This is a genomic window from Micromonospora sp. CNZ322 (genome assembly GCF_007827755.1).
Genome location: NZ_VITD01000002.1, coordinates 653,673 through 668,720, shown reverse-complemented (window position 1 = coordinate 668,720; position 15,048 = coordinate 653,673). Strand labels below are relative to the sequence as shown.

The window sequence follows — 15,048 nt, the reverse complement described above, 5'->3', positions numbered from 1 at the left end:
CAGGCGAACGGGAAAATCTACTCCTGGCGGGTTACGGAGATCACCTGCGCCAGGCAGCAGAAGATCTATCAGAGGGGACATCGTGAGCAGCCGGTACATCGTCATCACCGGGGGCCCCGGCGCTGGCAAGACCACGCTGATTGACAGCCTGCGGCGTGCCGGTCACGCCTGCGTCGACGAGGCGGGGCGACAGATCATCCAGGACCAGTTGTCGATCGGCGGTCAGGCGCTGCACACCGGGGACTCACGACTGTTCGCCGAGGTCATGCTCAGTTGGGAGATCCGTTCCTACCGCCAAGCCCGCCAGCATTCCGGACCCGTCTTCTTCGACCGGGGGATCCCGGACCTGGTCGGCTACTACCTCCTACTCGGCCAGTCCGTTCCAGCGCACGTGACAGCCGCAGCGCGGCTGTTCCGCTACCACCAGCGTGTGTTCATCGCCCCGCCCTGGCCGCAGATCTACGCCACGGACAACGAACGACAGCAAGACTTCGCCGAAGCCGTGCGTACCTATGACGCCATGGTCGCCGCCTACACCCAACACGGCTACGAGCTCAGCACCCTGCCGCGCAGCGATGTCGGCTCGCGCGTCCAGTTCATCCAGCAACAGACAGCAGCCATCGCCCCGATCCCCTCGCCCAAGCTGCCCCGCGCCTGAGGCCGCAGCTGCGCGCCATCGCTCGGTTGGCGAGCAGCATGACGGGCACGATCGGGGTGCATCCCCTGAACGCGCGGCTGCGACGCGGCACGCCCTGCCGAGCGGCGGCGGGCGGGGTTGACCCCCGCCCGCCATCGCACGACGGTCAGGTGACCGTGATGGTCAGGTTGAGCGAGCGGGTCTCCCCGCTGGTGTAGGTGACCGTCACCCGGGCGGTGAAGGTCCCCTTGCGGGGGTAGCTGTGGGTCGTCGACCGTAGTGTCGCCCCGTGCGTGATGGCGCTGTTGTCGCCGAAGTCCCACGCGTAGTCGGTGATGCTCTGCCCGGACGGCGCCGTTGCCGTGGCGGTGAGCGTGGTGGTCAGTGGTGCGGCGCCGCCGGTCGGGTTGGCGGCCAGGGACAACGTCGCGCCCGGCTCCTGTTTGACCCCGGCGCCGTTGAACCGCAGCCAGTCCAGGGCGAGCAGGTCCGGGGTGCCGTTGACCTGGGCGGGGTTGACGAACTTCGCGTACAGGGTGGTCGTGCCGGTGGGCTTGTTGGTCAGCGTGACGGTGGGGGAGACCAGGTTGTCCCACCCGCCGGTGGAGCCGATGGTGGCCGTGCCGATCAGCGTGCCGGTGGGCGAGCCGGTGCGCAGTTCGATGGTGCCGCCGAGCCCGCCGTTGGTCACCCCGAGCGTCACCGAGCCAACGTTGCGCAGGTCCGCCGGTCCGAACGCCACCCAGTCGTTGTGGTCGACCTCGCCGAGCCGCTTGCCGGCGCGGGCGGTGGCCCGGTCGTTGACAGTGACGCCGGACTGGGCGCTGAAGTGCTCGGCCTCCTTGCTCTTGGGCTGCAACTGCACGCGGGTCGAGCCGGTCAGCGCCGGTACGCCGCCGGCCGCGCCGCCGTCGGTGTACTGCGCGGTGATCAGGGTGTAGAGGTTCTGCCCCGGGCCGTGGCCGTCACCGGCGTCCGCCTCGGTGGCGAGCAGGCCGGAGCAGCCGGTGTAGACGTCCAGCGGGTGGGCGTGCGAGTCGTGCCCGAGCTGCGTCTGCACGGTGACCTTCGAGCAGTCGATGGTGGTCTCCTCCGGGTCGGTGACCGTCACCGTGTACGGGATCTTGTCGCCGAAGTCGAAGAACCCTCCGTCGGGCACCGTGATGGTCACAGTCGGTCGGGTGTTGCCGACCACCACGTCGGTGACCGCGGTGGCGGTCAACCCGTTGCCGCTGTTGCGGACGGTCAGCCGGGCGGTGTGCTTGCCTGCTGTCGGGTAGGTGAAGCTCGGGTTGGCGGCGGTGGAGTCGGTGCTGCCGTCGTTGGTGAAGTCCCAGGCGTAGCTGAGCGCCGACCCGTCACCGGCGGAGGACCCAGCCGAGGAGAACGTCACCGCGAGTGGCGTACGTCCGCTGTCCGGGGTGGCGGCGATCTTCGCGGTCGGTGGCCGCCCGTTGGCGACGTAGTCGATCCGGTAGATGCCCGCGCCGGCGTTGCTGCCGCCGCGACCGCTGCCGGTGCCCTCGCCGAAGTCGATGACGTAGAGCGAACCGTCCGGGCCGAACTCCGCCTCGAAGGGCTGGATCCAGCTCATGTTGCCGAAGATCCCGTTGATCGACTGGAGGTCACCCACGGCGGTCGGGCCGAAGCGCGCGTTGCTGAAGGTCTGCGCCGTCCTGTGGATCGACAGCGTCTTGAACCACCTGCGGGTCAACTCATAGGTGATCCACTTGCCCTCGAAGTACTCCGGGAACTTCGTGGTGCGGGTGTTGGCCGGGTCGTAGTCGTAGACCGGGCCGCTCATCGGCCCGCCACCGCCGGTGCCCAGCTCCGGGAACTGGGTGGAGGCGGAGTACGCGTACCAGATCAGCGCGGACTTCGCCGCCGGCAGGGTGGTCAGGCCGGTGTTGTTGGGGGAGTTGTTCACCGGTGCGGCGCAGTTGAACTTCGCCCCCGAGGTGTTGGTGGCGAAGTTGTAGTCGTTGAACGGGATGTTGTTGCCCACGCAGTACGGCCATCCGAAGTTGCCGGCGCTGGTGATCCGGTTGAACTCGACAGTCCCCTCCGGACCACGGTTGGGATCGGCTGCGCGGGCGTCGGGCCCGTAGTCGGCCACCAGCACCGCGTTGGTCTGCGGTTCGATGGTGATCCGGAACGGGTTGCGCATGCCCATCGCGTAGATCTCCGGCCGGGTCCTCGCGGTGCCGGCCGGGAAGAGGTTGCCGCTGGGCACCGTGTACGTACCGTCGGATTGTGGGGTGATCCGCAGGATCTTGCCGCGTAGGTCGTTGGTGTTGCCGGCGGTGCCCTGGGCGTCCCAGGCGGCGCGGCCGGCGCGTTCGTCGACCGGGGTGTAGCCGCTGGAGGCGAACGGGTCGGTGTTGTCACCGATCGCCGCGTAGAGCCGTCCGGTGGCGTCCATGGCGAGCGACCCGCCCATGTGCGAGTTGGCCCGGCCCTCACCGCGATAGGTGGGGATGGTCAGCAGACGTTTCTCCGAGGAGAGCGCGACGCTGTTGTTGGCGACAGTGAACCGGGACAGGTTGAGCTGTTTGAGGGTCTTGTCCGACCAGAGCAGGTAGATCCAGCCGTTGCTGGCGAAGTTGCGGTCCAGGGTCATTCCGAGCAGCCCGTCGGACTGGTCGGTCATGGCCGAGGTGTACGCGAAGTCCAGCAGCGTGGTGACCTGGAGGGTGTCGGAGTTGACCACCTTCAGCGCACCGGTGCGCTGGATGTAGTAGACCTTCCGGTCCGGGCCGACGGCCAACTCGAAGGGGTCGGCCAGGTTCTCGGTGACCAGCCCCACCCGTTCGAAGTTGCTGGTTTTGGTGGCCGAGCAGTCACCGCCGACCGCACCGGCCGCCCACTCGATGCCGTAGCGCAGGTGCTCCAGGAAGGTCGGGGTGCTGAACTGGGAGCTGGCGTGTCCGCCGGCGGTGAACCAGGACCGGCCGCCGTCGTAGCGCTGACACCAGGAGTACGCGTGGTCGACGCCCTCGTCCAGGCCGTTGATCCCGTCACGCACCTTGATCTGGGCGAGGGTGTGTACGTTGCCGGTCGGGTTGGTCCGCCAGTTGTACCACTCCTCGCTCTGCTCCCACAGCTCCGGCAGGTTGCGCGTGGAGGGGTGCGCCCGGTCGAGCACCTTGACCCGGCCGGGGAAGGTGCCGCCGGTGGACGAGAAGTCGGGGTGGTAGTCGAAGATCGTGCCGACCAGGCCCTCGTACCAGGGCCAGTCGCGTTCGCTGGCCGAGGCGGCGTGCAGGCCGGCCCAACCGCCGCCGTTGCGGATGAACGTCTGCAACGCGGCCCGCTGGCTGGCGTTGAGCAGGTCACCCGAGGTCGGGAGGCTGTTGGTGTTGTTGAACACGAGAGCGTCGAAGGTGGCGAGGTTGGCGTCGGTGAAGGCCGCCGCGTCGGTGGTGGCGACGACCTCGAAGTTGTGGGCGGCGCCGAGCTGCTGGATCGCGGCGATGCCGGCCGGAATCGAGTCGTGGTAGAAGTTGGTGATCTTGGAGAAGACCAACACTCGGAAGCGCGGGGCGGCCTCGGCGGGCAGGGCGGTGGTGGTGCTCACCACTGTGACGATGGAGAGCAGGATCAGGCAGAACGCACGGAGGTGTCGGGGCATGGGGGCGCTCCCTGTCGGACGGTGAGGGGTCGGAAAGCGCTTTCTTGCTGCCCGCATCACGGTACTGACAGCCAGTGACGACCGTCAATAGCCCTCTGGTAAGCGGTTTCCCGCCCCGGCGGCGTCCGCGCGTCGGCGGGCCCCACAGGCCCATGGGTACGGCTTAGGATGGCCTCTGGATACGTGCGGTGACTCTACGGATGCAGTGTGTCCCGTCGACCTGGGGAGGTCTCGTGACGGTGCCGTCCACGTCGGAATTGCCCGAGGGTCGGAGTGCCGACCGGATCGACACCACGACTGTGCATCCGGCTCGCCGCTACAACTACTGGCTCGGCGGCAAGGACAACTTCGCCGTCGACCGGGAGTCCGGCGACCAGATCGCGGCCGTCTACCCAGGGGTACGCACGCTCGCCCGGGAAAACCGGGCCTTCCTCGGCCGGGCGGTCCGGTTCCTCGCCGAGGAGGTCGGCGTCCGGCAGTTCCTCGACATCGGCACCGGCATCCCGAGCGCCGACAACACCCACGAGGTGGCCCAGTCCGTCGCCCCCGACTCCCGGGTGGTCTATGTCGACAACGACCCGATGGTGCTGGTCCACGCCCGGGCGCTGCTGACCAGCCACCCGGCCGGTGCCACCGCCTACCTGGACGCCGACCTACGCGACCCGGAGAAGATCCTCGCCGACCCGCAGCTGCACGCCACAGTGGACCTGTCCCGACCGGTGGCCCTGGTGCTCATCGCCGTGACGCATTTCCTCACCGACGACGACCGCCCACACGAGCAGGTCGCCCGCCTGCTCGACACTCTGCCGTCGGGCAGCTGGCTGGCGCTGACCCACTTCACCACCGACCACATCCCCGCCGAGATCGTCAGGCGGATGGAAGCCGAGTTCGCCGCCGGCCGGATGAAGCAGGACGCCGTACCCCGCGACCGCGCCGAGTTCGCCCGGTTCTTCACCGGTCTGGAGCTGGCCGAACCGGGCATCGCCCCGGTCGCCGAGTGGCGACCGCAGGTGCCACCGGAGCAGCGTCCGCCCCTGGCCGACGCCTCCATCTACGGCGCAGTGGCCCGCAAGCCCTGACGGTCCGATCAGGACTTCACCGCTAGGCGCAGCCTGACCAGCTAGTGCTCAGACGCCAACGACGATGGGGTCAGCCCGCCGTACGAACGGCAGCCTGACCCCACACCGTGAACGTTCGTGGTCAGAGCACTAGCAGGGCTTGGCGTACCAGTACGGGTCGAATTCCACCCAGCTTGCGCCGGCTCCGTCGACGAAGCCGTGGGCTTCATTGCCGTTCTGGTCCAGCAGATAGGCCCAGTAGCTTGGAGTCTGGTTGTTGTAGACGGACCCCCAGCCGTTCCAGTTGAACAGCGCGTAGTTGCCACAGGCGTAGATCACGAACATGCGGCCGCGGAAATCGCCCTCGGTGTAGAGGCACAGGGCGGTGTAGGGGCAGGAGCCAGCGGTCTGCGAGGAGATCCCGGAAACGCTTGCGTTGTTGTTGTCGTCGGGGCCGGCCTGGATGGCCTGCGCGGAGATTCCGGCAACGCTCGCGCGGTTGCCGTCGTCGGGGTTGGCGTGGGCGGCCGAGGGCACCGTGAGGGTGGCGACGACAGCGGCGAGTGCGGCGATGAGGAACAGCCGTGGTTTCATGCGACTACAGTGATCGACATATTAGGCTGCGTCAATGTACTCGATCTGTGGGGAAAATAACGCATGCGTCCCGTTCTCGTGAATCGGGCTCGTGCCCAGCTCACTTGGGTACTGAGGGGCCCGCCGCCACAGCCTCCCCAGACACAGGACCCGGACGCTTAACTACGACGTCGGCCACACCGGTGGGCGGGTAACGTCGATCGAGTTCCAGGTGATCCAAGCCTGGCCAGGCGTCCTCCGTGATGCTTCGCGACGCTGTCTTCCCCGTTCAACCAAACCGGTTGAGAGCTGGTGGCCTTCGTGCACCACCTCGGCAGGGTCCGAGTGAGATGATTCCTGGCACGGCCGTGCCACGCTTCGGCTGACGTCCAGACTCGGCAGAATCGTATCGCCGGGACGACGGACATGAGGTAGGGCGTTGACGCTGACGGAGCGCTGGATGGATGCGTGGGCCGCGCAATTGCAAGCCGCCGTCGACCGGGCTCTTCGTGATGTCGTGTCGGACTCTCCGTTCGAGGCGGACCATCATCAGGTGGGACCGCCGGCGCCCAGGGCCGAGCTTGAGCTGCTGCGGCAGCGCTTGCCGTGGATGCCGGTTGACCTTGTCGCGCTGCACCAACAGGTTGGTCAGCTCACACTGCCTGACATCTGCAACGGATACTTCATCCATCCAGCCAAGGAACTACTGGCTCTACTCGACGTGCAGGATCGGGCGGATCGGATCGGCGAGCCGGGCGCCGATGGCATCGACGTAGTCGTCTTCGGCAGCAACGGCGGTGGTGACCTGTACGCCGTAGCGACGACCGACGGTCGGGTCTTCCGGCTGCGCGGCGCCAGTTATGTCGGCGGTGTCTACGCCGGAACCGAAAACGGCGTCACTGTCGCAGGCGCGGACCTTCGCGAGTTCCTGGAACGGCTTCTCATGACGGTGAGCGCCTTTGCTACGAACGGCGCCATCCTCGATCTTTGAGCAGCCACAATCTCTCGGCCTTCCGGCGCGCCGCCGACCTGGCCGTGCGGTTGGGGTGACCGCGACGACCATCAGACGGCTTTCCCCGTAGCCCTATGCATCTGGGTCCCAGGCCAGGAGCCGGTCGATCGGGGAAATCCGGGACTCTCGTCACGCTCACTGTCTAGCACCGCGCCCCGGCATCCGGACAGCGGGTTTCGCCGCCACCGCTGGGGCGTCGCGCCGGGCCCTTGCCGGTCAGGCAAACGGCTTCGGGTCGAAGCTGATGCCACCCCGTTCGGCCATCCGGAGCACCCGGTGGCCGTAGCGCGGGGGTTGGCGCAGGTACAAAGTGAACCCCGACGCCTGAAACCTCAGGTCCAGGTCGCGCCCCTCCAGGTGCCAGCAGGGCTCCCCCGAGAGTGAGGGGGCCTCCTGACGGAGGTTCTTCATCTCGAACGGCAGGCACACGGAGCGCAAGCTGCCGTCGATGTCCCACACGTTGTGGAAGATCAACGTGGCTGGCGCGACCCAGAAGTGAATTTGCCGCATCGGCCCCGGATCGACCCGGCGCACGATGTAGTCGAGGTCGAGATGCAACTCCAGGGCCGACGGTGCGGTGGGGTCGAGGTCGTCGTCCTCGCGATAGTCCAGGGTCGGGTTCTCGGGTGGACCCTCGTCGTCGGTGACGGCGAGCGCGTGAATTCGGCAGTAGTCCCACGACGTCTCCACCAGGTCCTGATCCGTCAAGGTGGCCTTCCGGAGACCGGACTCACTGTGCACATCCGTCGTCATGAAACGATTATCGCCACGCGCGTGGTCAGCGCCAGATGTCACTCTTTGCGTGCGGGCTCCGAGGGTCGGGTGAAGAAGCGAACGATGTCTTCCGCCGCGGTGGGGGACAGCATCATCGCCTGGACTCGTGCGGACATTTCGGCGATCGGGTGAATCCTGCCGAACATCGACTCTTCGTACGTCCGAATCGCCGAATTCGGGTCGGCGGGGTTGGCAGCGAACTGGCCGGCGAGTTGCGCGGCGTCGAGCATGGCCTGGTTCGCGCCCTCGCCGACCGGTGGCATGAGGTGCGCGGCGTCGCCGATGAGGGTGACGCCCGGCCGGCTGGTCCAGCGCGTACCGGTGGGCATCGCCTCGATCAGGCGTGACGTCGGCGCGCCCTCGGCGGCCTCGATGAGGGCGGTGAGGCGGGGGTTCCAGCCAGCGAACAGGTCCAGCAGGGCGCGCTTACTGCGGTACGTATCCAGGGGCCGGTCCTCCGCGCGCAATGAGATCCCGACCCGGAGGCTGCCGTCGCCGAGACGTTGTGCTGCCAGGATCTGGTTCACCCCGACGCACCACAGGTTCCCGGGGCCGACCAGCTCGGCGAGATCGGGATGACGCTGGTCGACGTCCTCGACGTTCAGCTCCACGAGCGTTGCCACGTAGGACAGTTCAACGTCGGTCAGCAGTGACCGGACGACTGAGCGCGCGCCGTCCGCGCCGATGAGGATGTCGCAGCTGGCTGTCTGGCCGTCGTGGAACGTCAGTTCCCAGCCTTCCTCGGGCCGGTGGGTCGCCGCGACGACCCGGTGTCGCCAGGCAACCGTGCCGCCGGGGAGGGAGTCGAGGAGGAGATCGCGCAGTGCGCTCCGGTCGATCTCGGGTCGTCCGGAGAATGAGCCAGGTTGCGGCTCGTGGTGCACCAGGATGCGTCCGGTCGGGTCGAGGATGCGATGTTCCTCGCCGTCGGGCCGCGCCTCGGATCGGAACCGGCCGGCGAGACCCGCCTCTGCCAGGGCCAGTTGCCCGGACTCCGGGTGTAGGTCGAGGGCACCGCCCTGGGGCCGCGCGGATCGGCTTGCTTCCCGGTCGTACACCACGGCGTCGATGCCGTGTCGGTGCAGGATCCGAGCCAGCGTCAACCCGCCGAGTCCACCACCGGCGATCGCAATTCGCGTACTCACGGCGCTACCGTACACTGTATTGGTGGATACACCGTACGGTAATGAGCCGCTGCCTGTCTGGGAGCGGCCCGAACCTCAGCCGCGGGCGGTGCCGGTGCCGTTGAGCCGCGAGAAGATCGCCGCTACGGCGATCCGGCTTGCCGACGCGCACGGCCTCGACGGGCTGTCATTGCGCAAGATCGCCAAAGAGCTCGGTGTCGGTCCGATGCGGCTCTACGACTACGTGATCAACAAGTCGGAGCTACTCGATCTCATGGTCGACGTCGTCTATGCCCGGATCGCCGAGGTGGGCCAGCGCTCCGGGTGGCGCGACACGGTGCTGGCCATCGCCCACGCGACCCGCGATGCCGCCCTTGACCATGAGTGGTTCTCCGACGTGCTCGGCGGACGGCCACACCTGGGACCACACGCGCTCGCCGTGGGCGAGGCGACCGCCGCGGCGCTCAGTGCGGCACCCGGCGTGCGTGACATCGACGATCTCCAGCGAGCCGTGGGCGCCCTCAACGCCTTCGTCATCGGATCGGTCCGCAGAGAGGTCACCGAACGACGCACCGCACGTTCCACCGGCACCGATGAAGCTGCCTTCCAGGCGAGCCTCGGCCCCTACCTCACGCGCATGTTGAAAACCGGCAGGTACCCCACAGTGGCCCGGCTCGTCATCGACGGCGCCCACCTCAACGCCGAGGAGACCTTCAACCACAACCTGACCACCATCCTGGACGGCATCACGCGCCGACGCTCAACGTGACCTTGAGGTATAGCCGTCTCCACCAACCTGACCCGCTCGACTGGCCGTACCCACAACGGCGACGCGAGTCCAGACAGGAGCCCACGAGTGGACGTCAGCCTGGCGACGAGCGCCGGCAGGGCCGATCGGTCGAACGAGGACTTCGTCGGTGCGGTTCCCGGCGCTGTCGTCCTGCTCGACGGTGCCGGCATTCCGGGCGCCGAATCGCTCTGCTCCCACGGCGTCGCCTGGTACACGCACCGCCTCGGCGGGGCGCTGCTCGGCCACCTGTCGCGCGGCGACGGGCGAGAGCTCGCCGCGATTCTCGCCACCGCCATCGGCGAGATCGCCGCCGAGCACGGCGACACCTGCGACATCGCGGACCCCAGCAGCCCACAGGCCACCGTCGCGATGGTCCGCGCCCAACAGGACCGCTTGGACTGGCTCCTGCTCGCGGACTCCTTCCTCGTCATCGACCAGGTCGACGCCGGCCCGGTGGCGATCACCGATGACCGCGAGGTGACTGCCCGGCGGGAATGCTCGGCGCCGCTGGCCGGCATTGCCCAGGAAACGCCAGAGTACGACCGGGTGCGAGCCTCCTGCGCCACCGCGCTGCGTGCCCGCCGGAACCAGCCGGGCGGCTACTGGATCGCGAAGGACGACCCGCGCGCGGCGCGGGAAGCGGTGACCGGCAGCCGGTCCCTCGCCGACCTGAACGGTGTGGCGTTGCTCAGCAACGGTGCCAGCCGCATCGTCAGCCCGTACGGTCGGACCGACTGGCCGGGAGTGCTGGAGATGCTTCGGGCCAGCGGGCCGGCCGGCGTCATCGCCTGCGTGCGGCAGGCCGAGGCGCAGAGCACCGGTGGCGCGGATGCGCACAGCCCGGACGACGCCACAGTGGCCCACTGCACGCACCTGCCGCAGTGAGCACCTGCTCCTGCCGCGAGAGCGTGCTCGGCTTCACGCGTGAGACGGGGGAGCTGCGACAGAGGCTCGGTCGTCCGACCCCTCCGGCACGGTGATCGGGGCCGCGATGATCCGGCTGGGCACCACCGGAGCGTCCCGGCCGGTGCCCCGCCGGCTGTCGCCGCCGGCGGATTCCTCGTGGTAGTCCTGCTCGACGTTGACCGACCAGACGTCGTGCGTACTCCCGGTGGCGATGTTCTCGGCGGTGAGCATCGCGGTCAGCATCGAGTGGTCCTGGTTGTTGTAGCGGTGCATGCCGTTGCGGCCCACCGGGTGCACGTTCGGCACCGCCTCGGCCAGCCAGGCCCGGATCACGTCCACGTTGTGCTGGTAGCGCTCGTCGTACACCGGGTAGGCCTTGGGCATGCGCACGACGTAGCCGGCCTCCACCACGCCGGGTCGCACCAACCCCAACCGTTCCAGCTCCGCGGTGGCGAGGGCCACGAGGTCGGCATCCGGGGTACGCCACATCTCGTCGTCCTCGAACACGAAGTACTCCAGGCCCAGGCAGGTGCGGCCGTCCTTGACGAGGTACGGCGACCAGGAGCCGAAGTTCTGGATCCGGCCCACCCGTACCCCCGGGTCGTGCACGTAGATCCAGTTGTCCGGGAACGAGAACTCCGCCGGCACGACCAGGGCGACCGTCAAGAAGTCGCGGTAGCGCAGGTCGGCCGCGCAGGCCAGCACCTCCGGCGGCGCCGGCGGGTGGAGCGCGGTCACCAGCTCCGAGATCGGCATGGACGAGATCACGTGGTCGGCAGCTTCGGTACGCTGCCCGCCCGCGCCGTTGACCGTCACGCTGATCGCCCGCTGGCGGGCCGGGTCGCGGTGCACGGCGGTGACCCAACTGCCGGTGGACAGTTGCCCGCCCCGCTCGCGAACCTGCTCGGCGCAGCGCTCCCACATCATCCCGGGCCCGTACTTCGGGTACTGGAACTCCTCGATCAGGCTGGTCACGTCGGTGCGTCGACGTCGGGGCAGCAGCGCGTTGCGGATCGCCGTGGCCAGCGACAGGTTCTTGATCCGCTGCGCCGCCCAGTCGGCCTGCAACCGGTCAGCCGGCATGCCCCAGACCTTCTCGGTGTACGTCTTGAAGAAGATCGAGTACAGCCGCCAGCCGAACCGGGCCGACACCCAGCCCTCGAAGTGTGACTGGTCCTTTGGCGGCCGCAGCCGGGCGCGGGCGTACGAGCCAAGGCAACGGACGGCCTCCGGCAGACCCAGGTTGCGCAGCGCGTTCATGGCGCTGAGTGGGTAGTTGAACAGGGCACCCCGGTAGAAGATGCGGCTCATCCGGGGGCGGGTCAGGAAGTCCTCGTCCGGCAGGATCTCGTGCCAGAACGCCTCCACCCGGGGCACCTTGGTGAAGAACCGGTGCCCGCCGATGTCGAACCGCCACCCGTCGCGCTCCACGGTCCGACTGATCCCGCCGACCACCTCGTCGGCCTCGAACACCTGAACCGACCGGCCGTGCCGGAGCAACTCGTACGCCGCGGTGAGCCCGGCCGGCCCCGCACCGATGACCACCGTGCCGTTCTGCTCGCTCATGCTGACGCGCTCCCTGCTCACCGCCATGATTGAGGCGCGGCGTCTACCCGCTATGGGCAGAATGTCACACTTGGTGATAGCTGGTCCTCGCTTCGGCGGGGCGCGCTGCGGCGTACCACGAGAAGAGCGACTTCCCCGCGCGGCCGGCGGTCCGGGGGAGCGGGGAGGCGGGGCGGATGGACCGGTGGCGCAGCGGCGCGGCGACGCTGGCCGCCCGGGCGGTCGCGGCCGGCCGCGGCGGAGCGCGCCTGGCCCGCCGGGTGCCGGCGCCCTGGCCGTACGTCATCGGCCTGTTCCTCGGCGCGAAGCTGCTGCTCACAGTGCTCGGGCTCCTGGCCCTGCACGCCTGGGACGACATCCCCGGTGCGCCGCCGGCCGACGAGACGTTGATGTGGGCGCAACAGCGGGAGATCTCCGGGCACCGGTGGATCTCCTTCTGGTTCGCCTGGGACTCGCTGCTCTACCTGCGGCTGAGCGAGCTGCCGCTGACCGGGCCGTGGCGAGACTTCGGATTCCCGCTGTTGTACCCGTTCCTGGCCCGGCCCCTCGGCGCGGTGCTCGGCGGCGACAACGCCCTGGCCCTGCTGGTGATCAGCAACGTCGCGTTCCTGCTGGCGCTCTGGTACGGCTACCGGCTGGCGGAGCTGCTGCTCGGCGACGCGGACACGGCCCGCCGGTTCACCCGGTACCTGGTGCTGCTGCCGACCGCGTTCCTGTTCCAGGCCGCGCTGACCGAGTCGCTCTTCGTCTGCCTTGCGTTGGCCGCCTTCTACTACGCCGAGCGAGGCCGGTGGCTGCTGGTCGGCGTGATCGGCTACTTCCTGGCGATGAGCCGTTCCGTCGGCCTGCTCGTGGCGCTGCCGCTGGCCCTGGTGCTGCTCCGGCAGCACGACTGGCGGCTCGGGCCACGCGCCCTGCTCGGCTACCTCCGGATCGGCTGGCCGTTGGTGCTGCTACCCGCCGGATGGTTCACCTTCATGGCGTACTGCCGGTGGCGGGGTGGGGACTGGTTCGCCTACCAGCACGCCCAGGAGACCGGATGGGGCATCAAGGTGCAGAACCCCGTTCCGGTGCTGCTCAACGGGTTGACCGGGGAGCCGCGCGACGCCGCTCGGGCGTGGTTCGCCGTGGCCGTCCTGGCCGTGCTGGTCGCCGGGTTCCGCCGCCGGGAGCTGGCCTACCTGGTGTACGGCATCCTCATGGTGCTGGTGCCGCTGTCGATGGGCCCGCCGGTGTACAAGAGCCTGCTGCGCTATCTGCTCGCCGCCTTTCCGGTGGCGCTGGTGCTGGCTCGCTGGGCCCGCCACGCCAGCGTCGACGTGTGGCTGACCGCGACGCTCGCCGTGGTGCAGGGCGTGCTGTTCGTGCTCTGGCTCAGCTACTGGACCCACATGATCATCTGATTGGCGCTGCCGTCGGCCGGGCAAGATGTACACGATGACCGAGCCACGGGTACGCCTCGACGACCTGGGCGCCTGGCTGATCAAGGGCAACGCGGACCTGGTCGACCTCGCCGCCCGGTTCGCCCGCGAGCCACTGGTGACGAGCTGGTGCGTGCGTCCCGGCTACCGGGCGCGGTTGATGCGCGCCGGGCAGCCGGTGGTCTTCTGGGCCAGCGGCAGCCGGGGCCGACTGCCGTACGGAGTATGGGGCGTCGGGCGGGTCACCGGGGCGGCCGAGCCAGGCGCACCGGGGCAGCCGTGGTCGGTGCCGCTGGATCTGCCCATCCTCGCCGGACGGGACCGGGTATCCCGGCTGCTGCTGCGCGCCGATCACCGGCTCGCCGCCCTGGAGGTGTTCCGTCAGCCGCAGGCCGCCAACCCCTCCTACCTGACCGTGGCCCAGTTCGCCGCGCTGCGTACCCATCTGCCGGAGTAGCGGCCCCGGGCCGTGACCGACCTGCGGCCCTGTGCGAGTCTGCTACCCGTCGTTGCCAACGCACCTTCGGGGAGGCCCGGTGTTCGCCCTGCCGCTGACCGAGGACGTCGAGCTGCGCCCGTTGAACCCGTGGCGGGCCGAGGAGTTCCTCGCCCACCTCGATCGGGCCCGTGAGCACATCCAGCCCTGGGTGTCGCCGTCCTTCGTCGCCACCGATCTGCCGTCGGCCCGTGCGGTGTTGCAGCGGTACGCCGACTTCTGGGCCAGCGACAGCGGTGGCATCTGGGGGCTGTGGTGGCGGGGCACACTCGTGGGTGGGGTCATGCTCGTTTCGTTCGACGTGACCCGGGGCGTCTGCGAGGTCGGTTGCTGGGTGGAGCCGGCAGCGCAGGGCAGGGGCATGGTCGCCCCGGCGGTGCGCCGGATCGTCGACTGGGCGGTGCGCGAGCGCGGCATCCAGCGGGTGGAGTGGCGTACCAACGCCGACAACGCCCGCAGCAAGGCCCTCGCCGACCGGCTCGGCCTGCGCCTCGACGGCACGCTGCGCCAGGTCAGCCCGGGTCCGCACGGTCGGATCGATCTTGAGGTCTGGTCGGTGCTGGCCGACGAGTGGTCCGCCCGCCACGCACCGTCCACTGACGACGGCGAATAGTTGTCATACCCGAGCGGCACCATGCATCCATGGCCGTCCCCGCGCTCACCCCTCATTCCGACCCGCCGCGTTCCGTGCCGCTGCGTGAGGCGCGCACCCGGTTCAGTCAGCTCGTCGCGCTGGCCGAGCTGACCGACGCGGTCACCGTCGTCACCCGCGATGGCGATCCCCGCCCGGTCGCCGCGATCGTCCCCGCCGCAGCCGCCCGCAGCGGCGCCCAGGCCCGCGCCGACGCCGACCGGCTCGCGACGGTCACCGCCGGCTGGGCCCGCCGCCTCGAGGAGCAGCACCGACGCAGCACACAGCGGCACGCCGCCGAGCTTGGCGCGGTCCGCGCGGCGCTGGCCGAGGCGTGGGCCGAGCTGGACAGCCGGGTCGTCCCGGGCAGCGACCCGACGCTGGCCCGGCTGCGTGCCGCACACGCCGACCTGCTCGCCGGCTGACTCG

Annotated in this window: 14 protein-coding genes; 9 read left to right on the top strand and 5 right to left on the bottom strand. The window is 69.2% G+C overall.

Annotated features, from left to right (window positions below; genetic code table 11):
- Positions 1-82 precede the first annotated feature (82 nt).
- Positions 83-658: an AAA family ATPase gene (locus FB453_RS08085; RefSeq protein WP_222431329.1), complete on the top strand. Its 576-nt coding sequence runs from the start codon at positions 83-85 to the stop codon at positions 656-658.
- A 145-nt stretch (positions 659-803) separates the two neighbouring features.
- Here FB453_RS08085 and FB453_RS08080 read toward each other — a convergent pair whose 3' ends face one another.
- A complete protein-coding gene (locus tag FB453_RS08080) occupies positions 804-4,268 on the bottom strand; it encodes a ThuA domain-containing protein (protein WP_145788761.1) in 3,465 nt (1,154 codons plus the stop codon).
- Between the two features lie 233 nt (positions 4,269-4,501).
- Here FB453_RS08080 and FB453_RS08075 point away from each other — a divergent pair, with 233 nt between their 5' ends.
- Positions 4,502-5,347 carry an SAM-dependent methyltransferase gene (locus FB453_RS08075; protein ID WP_486480203.1) on the top strand — a complete coding sequence of 282 codons (846 nt, stop codon included), beginning with the start codon at positions 4,502-4,504 and terminating at the stop codon, positions 5,345-5,347.
- 129 nt (positions 5,348-5,476) lie between these two features.
- Here the strand turns inward: FB453_RS08075 and FB453_RS08070 are convergent, their stop codons facing one another.
- Complete coding sequence (locus tag FB453_RS08070) at positions 5,477-5,920, bottom strand: peptidase inhibitor family I36 protein (RefSeq protein ID WP_145788758.1); 444 nt, start codon at positions 5,918-5,920, stop codon at positions 5,477-5,479.
- 418 nt (positions 5,921-6,338) lie between these two features.
- Between FB453_RS08070 and FB453_RS08065 the strand changes: the two genes are divergently transcribed.
- Positions 6,339-6,890 carry a hypothetical protein gene (locus FB453_RS08065; protein ID WP_145788756.1) on the top strand — a complete coding sequence of 184 codons (552 nt, stop codon included), beginning with the start codon at positions 6,339-6,341 and terminating at the stop codon, positions 6,888-6,890.
- A 237-nt stretch (positions 6,891-7,127) separates the two neighbouring features.
- Here FB453_RS08065 and FB453_RS08060 read toward each other — a convergent pair whose 3' ends face one another.
- Together FB453_RS08060 and FB453_RS08055 are read right to left on the bottom strand one after the other, a co-directional pair.
- The gene (locus FB453_RS08060; protein WP_145788753.1) at positions 7,128-7,664 is read right to left on the bottom strand and encodes a hypothetical protein; all 537 of its coding nucleotides are present in this window, start codon (positions 7,662-7,664) and stop codon (positions 7,128-7,130) included.
- 38 nt (positions 7,665-7,702) lie between these two features.
- Entirely contained in the window at positions 7,703-8,830 is a 1,128-nt protein-coding gene (locus tag FB453_RS08055) for an FAD-dependent oxidoreductase (RefSeq protein ID WP_145788751.1), read from the bottom strand.
- A 22-nt stretch (positions 8,831-8,852) separates the two neighbouring features.
- On the opposite strand from FB453_RS08055, the gene FB453_RS08050 reads away from it, so the two are divergent.
- Both FB453_RS08050 and FB453_RS08045 read left to right on the top strand, forming a co-directional pair.
- Positions 8,853-9,578: a TetR/AcrR family transcriptional regulator gene (locus FB453_RS08050; RefSeq protein ID WP_486480213.1), complete on the top strand. Its 726-nt coding sequence runs from the start codon at positions 8,853-8,855 to the stop codon at positions 9,576-9,578.
- Between the two features lie 87 nt (positions 9,579-9,665).
- Entirely contained in the window at positions 9,666-10,484 is an 819-nt protein-coding gene (locus FB453_RS08045; protein ID WP_186718110.1) for a hypothetical protein, read from the top strand.
- Between the two features lie 33 nt (positions 10,485-10,517).
- Here FB453_RS08045 and FB453_RS08040 read toward each other — a convergent pair whose 3' ends face one another.
- The gene (locus tag FB453_RS08040) at positions 10,518-12,071 is read right to left on the bottom strand and encodes an NAD(P)/FAD-dependent oxidoreductase (protein ID WP_145788748.1); all 1,554 of its coding nucleotides are present in this window, start codon (positions 12,069-12,071) and stop codon (positions 10,518-10,520) included.
- 176 nt (positions 12,072-12,247) lie between these two features.
- Between FB453_RS08040 and FB453_RS08035 the strand changes: the two genes are divergently transcribed.
- The 4 genes from FB453_RS08035 (at position 12,248) to FB453_RS08020 (ending at position 15,044) form a co-directional block, all read left to right on the top strand.
- Positions 12,248-13,474 carry a hypothetical protein gene (locus FB453_RS08035; RefSeq protein WP_145788746.1) on the top strand — a complete coding sequence of 409 codons (1,227 nt, stop codon included), beginning with the start codon at positions 12,248-12,250 and terminating at the stop codon, positions 13,472-13,474.
- A gap of 34 nt (positions 13,475-13,508) precedes the next feature.
- Positions 13,509-13,949: a hypothetical protein gene (locus FB453_RS08030; protein ID WP_145788744.1), complete on the top strand. Its 441-nt coding sequence runs from the start codon at positions 13,509-13,511 to the stop codon at positions 13,947-13,949.
- Positions 13,950-14,028: 79 nt separating this feature from the next.
- Complete coding sequence (locus FB453_RS08025) at positions 14,029-14,601, top strand: GNAT family N-acetyltransferase (protein WP_145788742.1); 573 nt, start codon at positions 14,029-14,031, stop codon at positions 14,599-14,601.
- Positions 14,602-14,630: 29 nt separating this feature from the next.
- Complete coding sequence (locus FB453_RS08020) at positions 14,631-15,044, top strand: type II toxin-antitoxin system Phd/YefM family antitoxin (RefSeq protein ID WP_112590058.1); 414 nt, start codon at positions 14,631-14,633, stop codon at positions 15,042-15,044.
- The last annotated feature ends 4 nt before the right edge of the window (positions 15,045-15,048 follow it).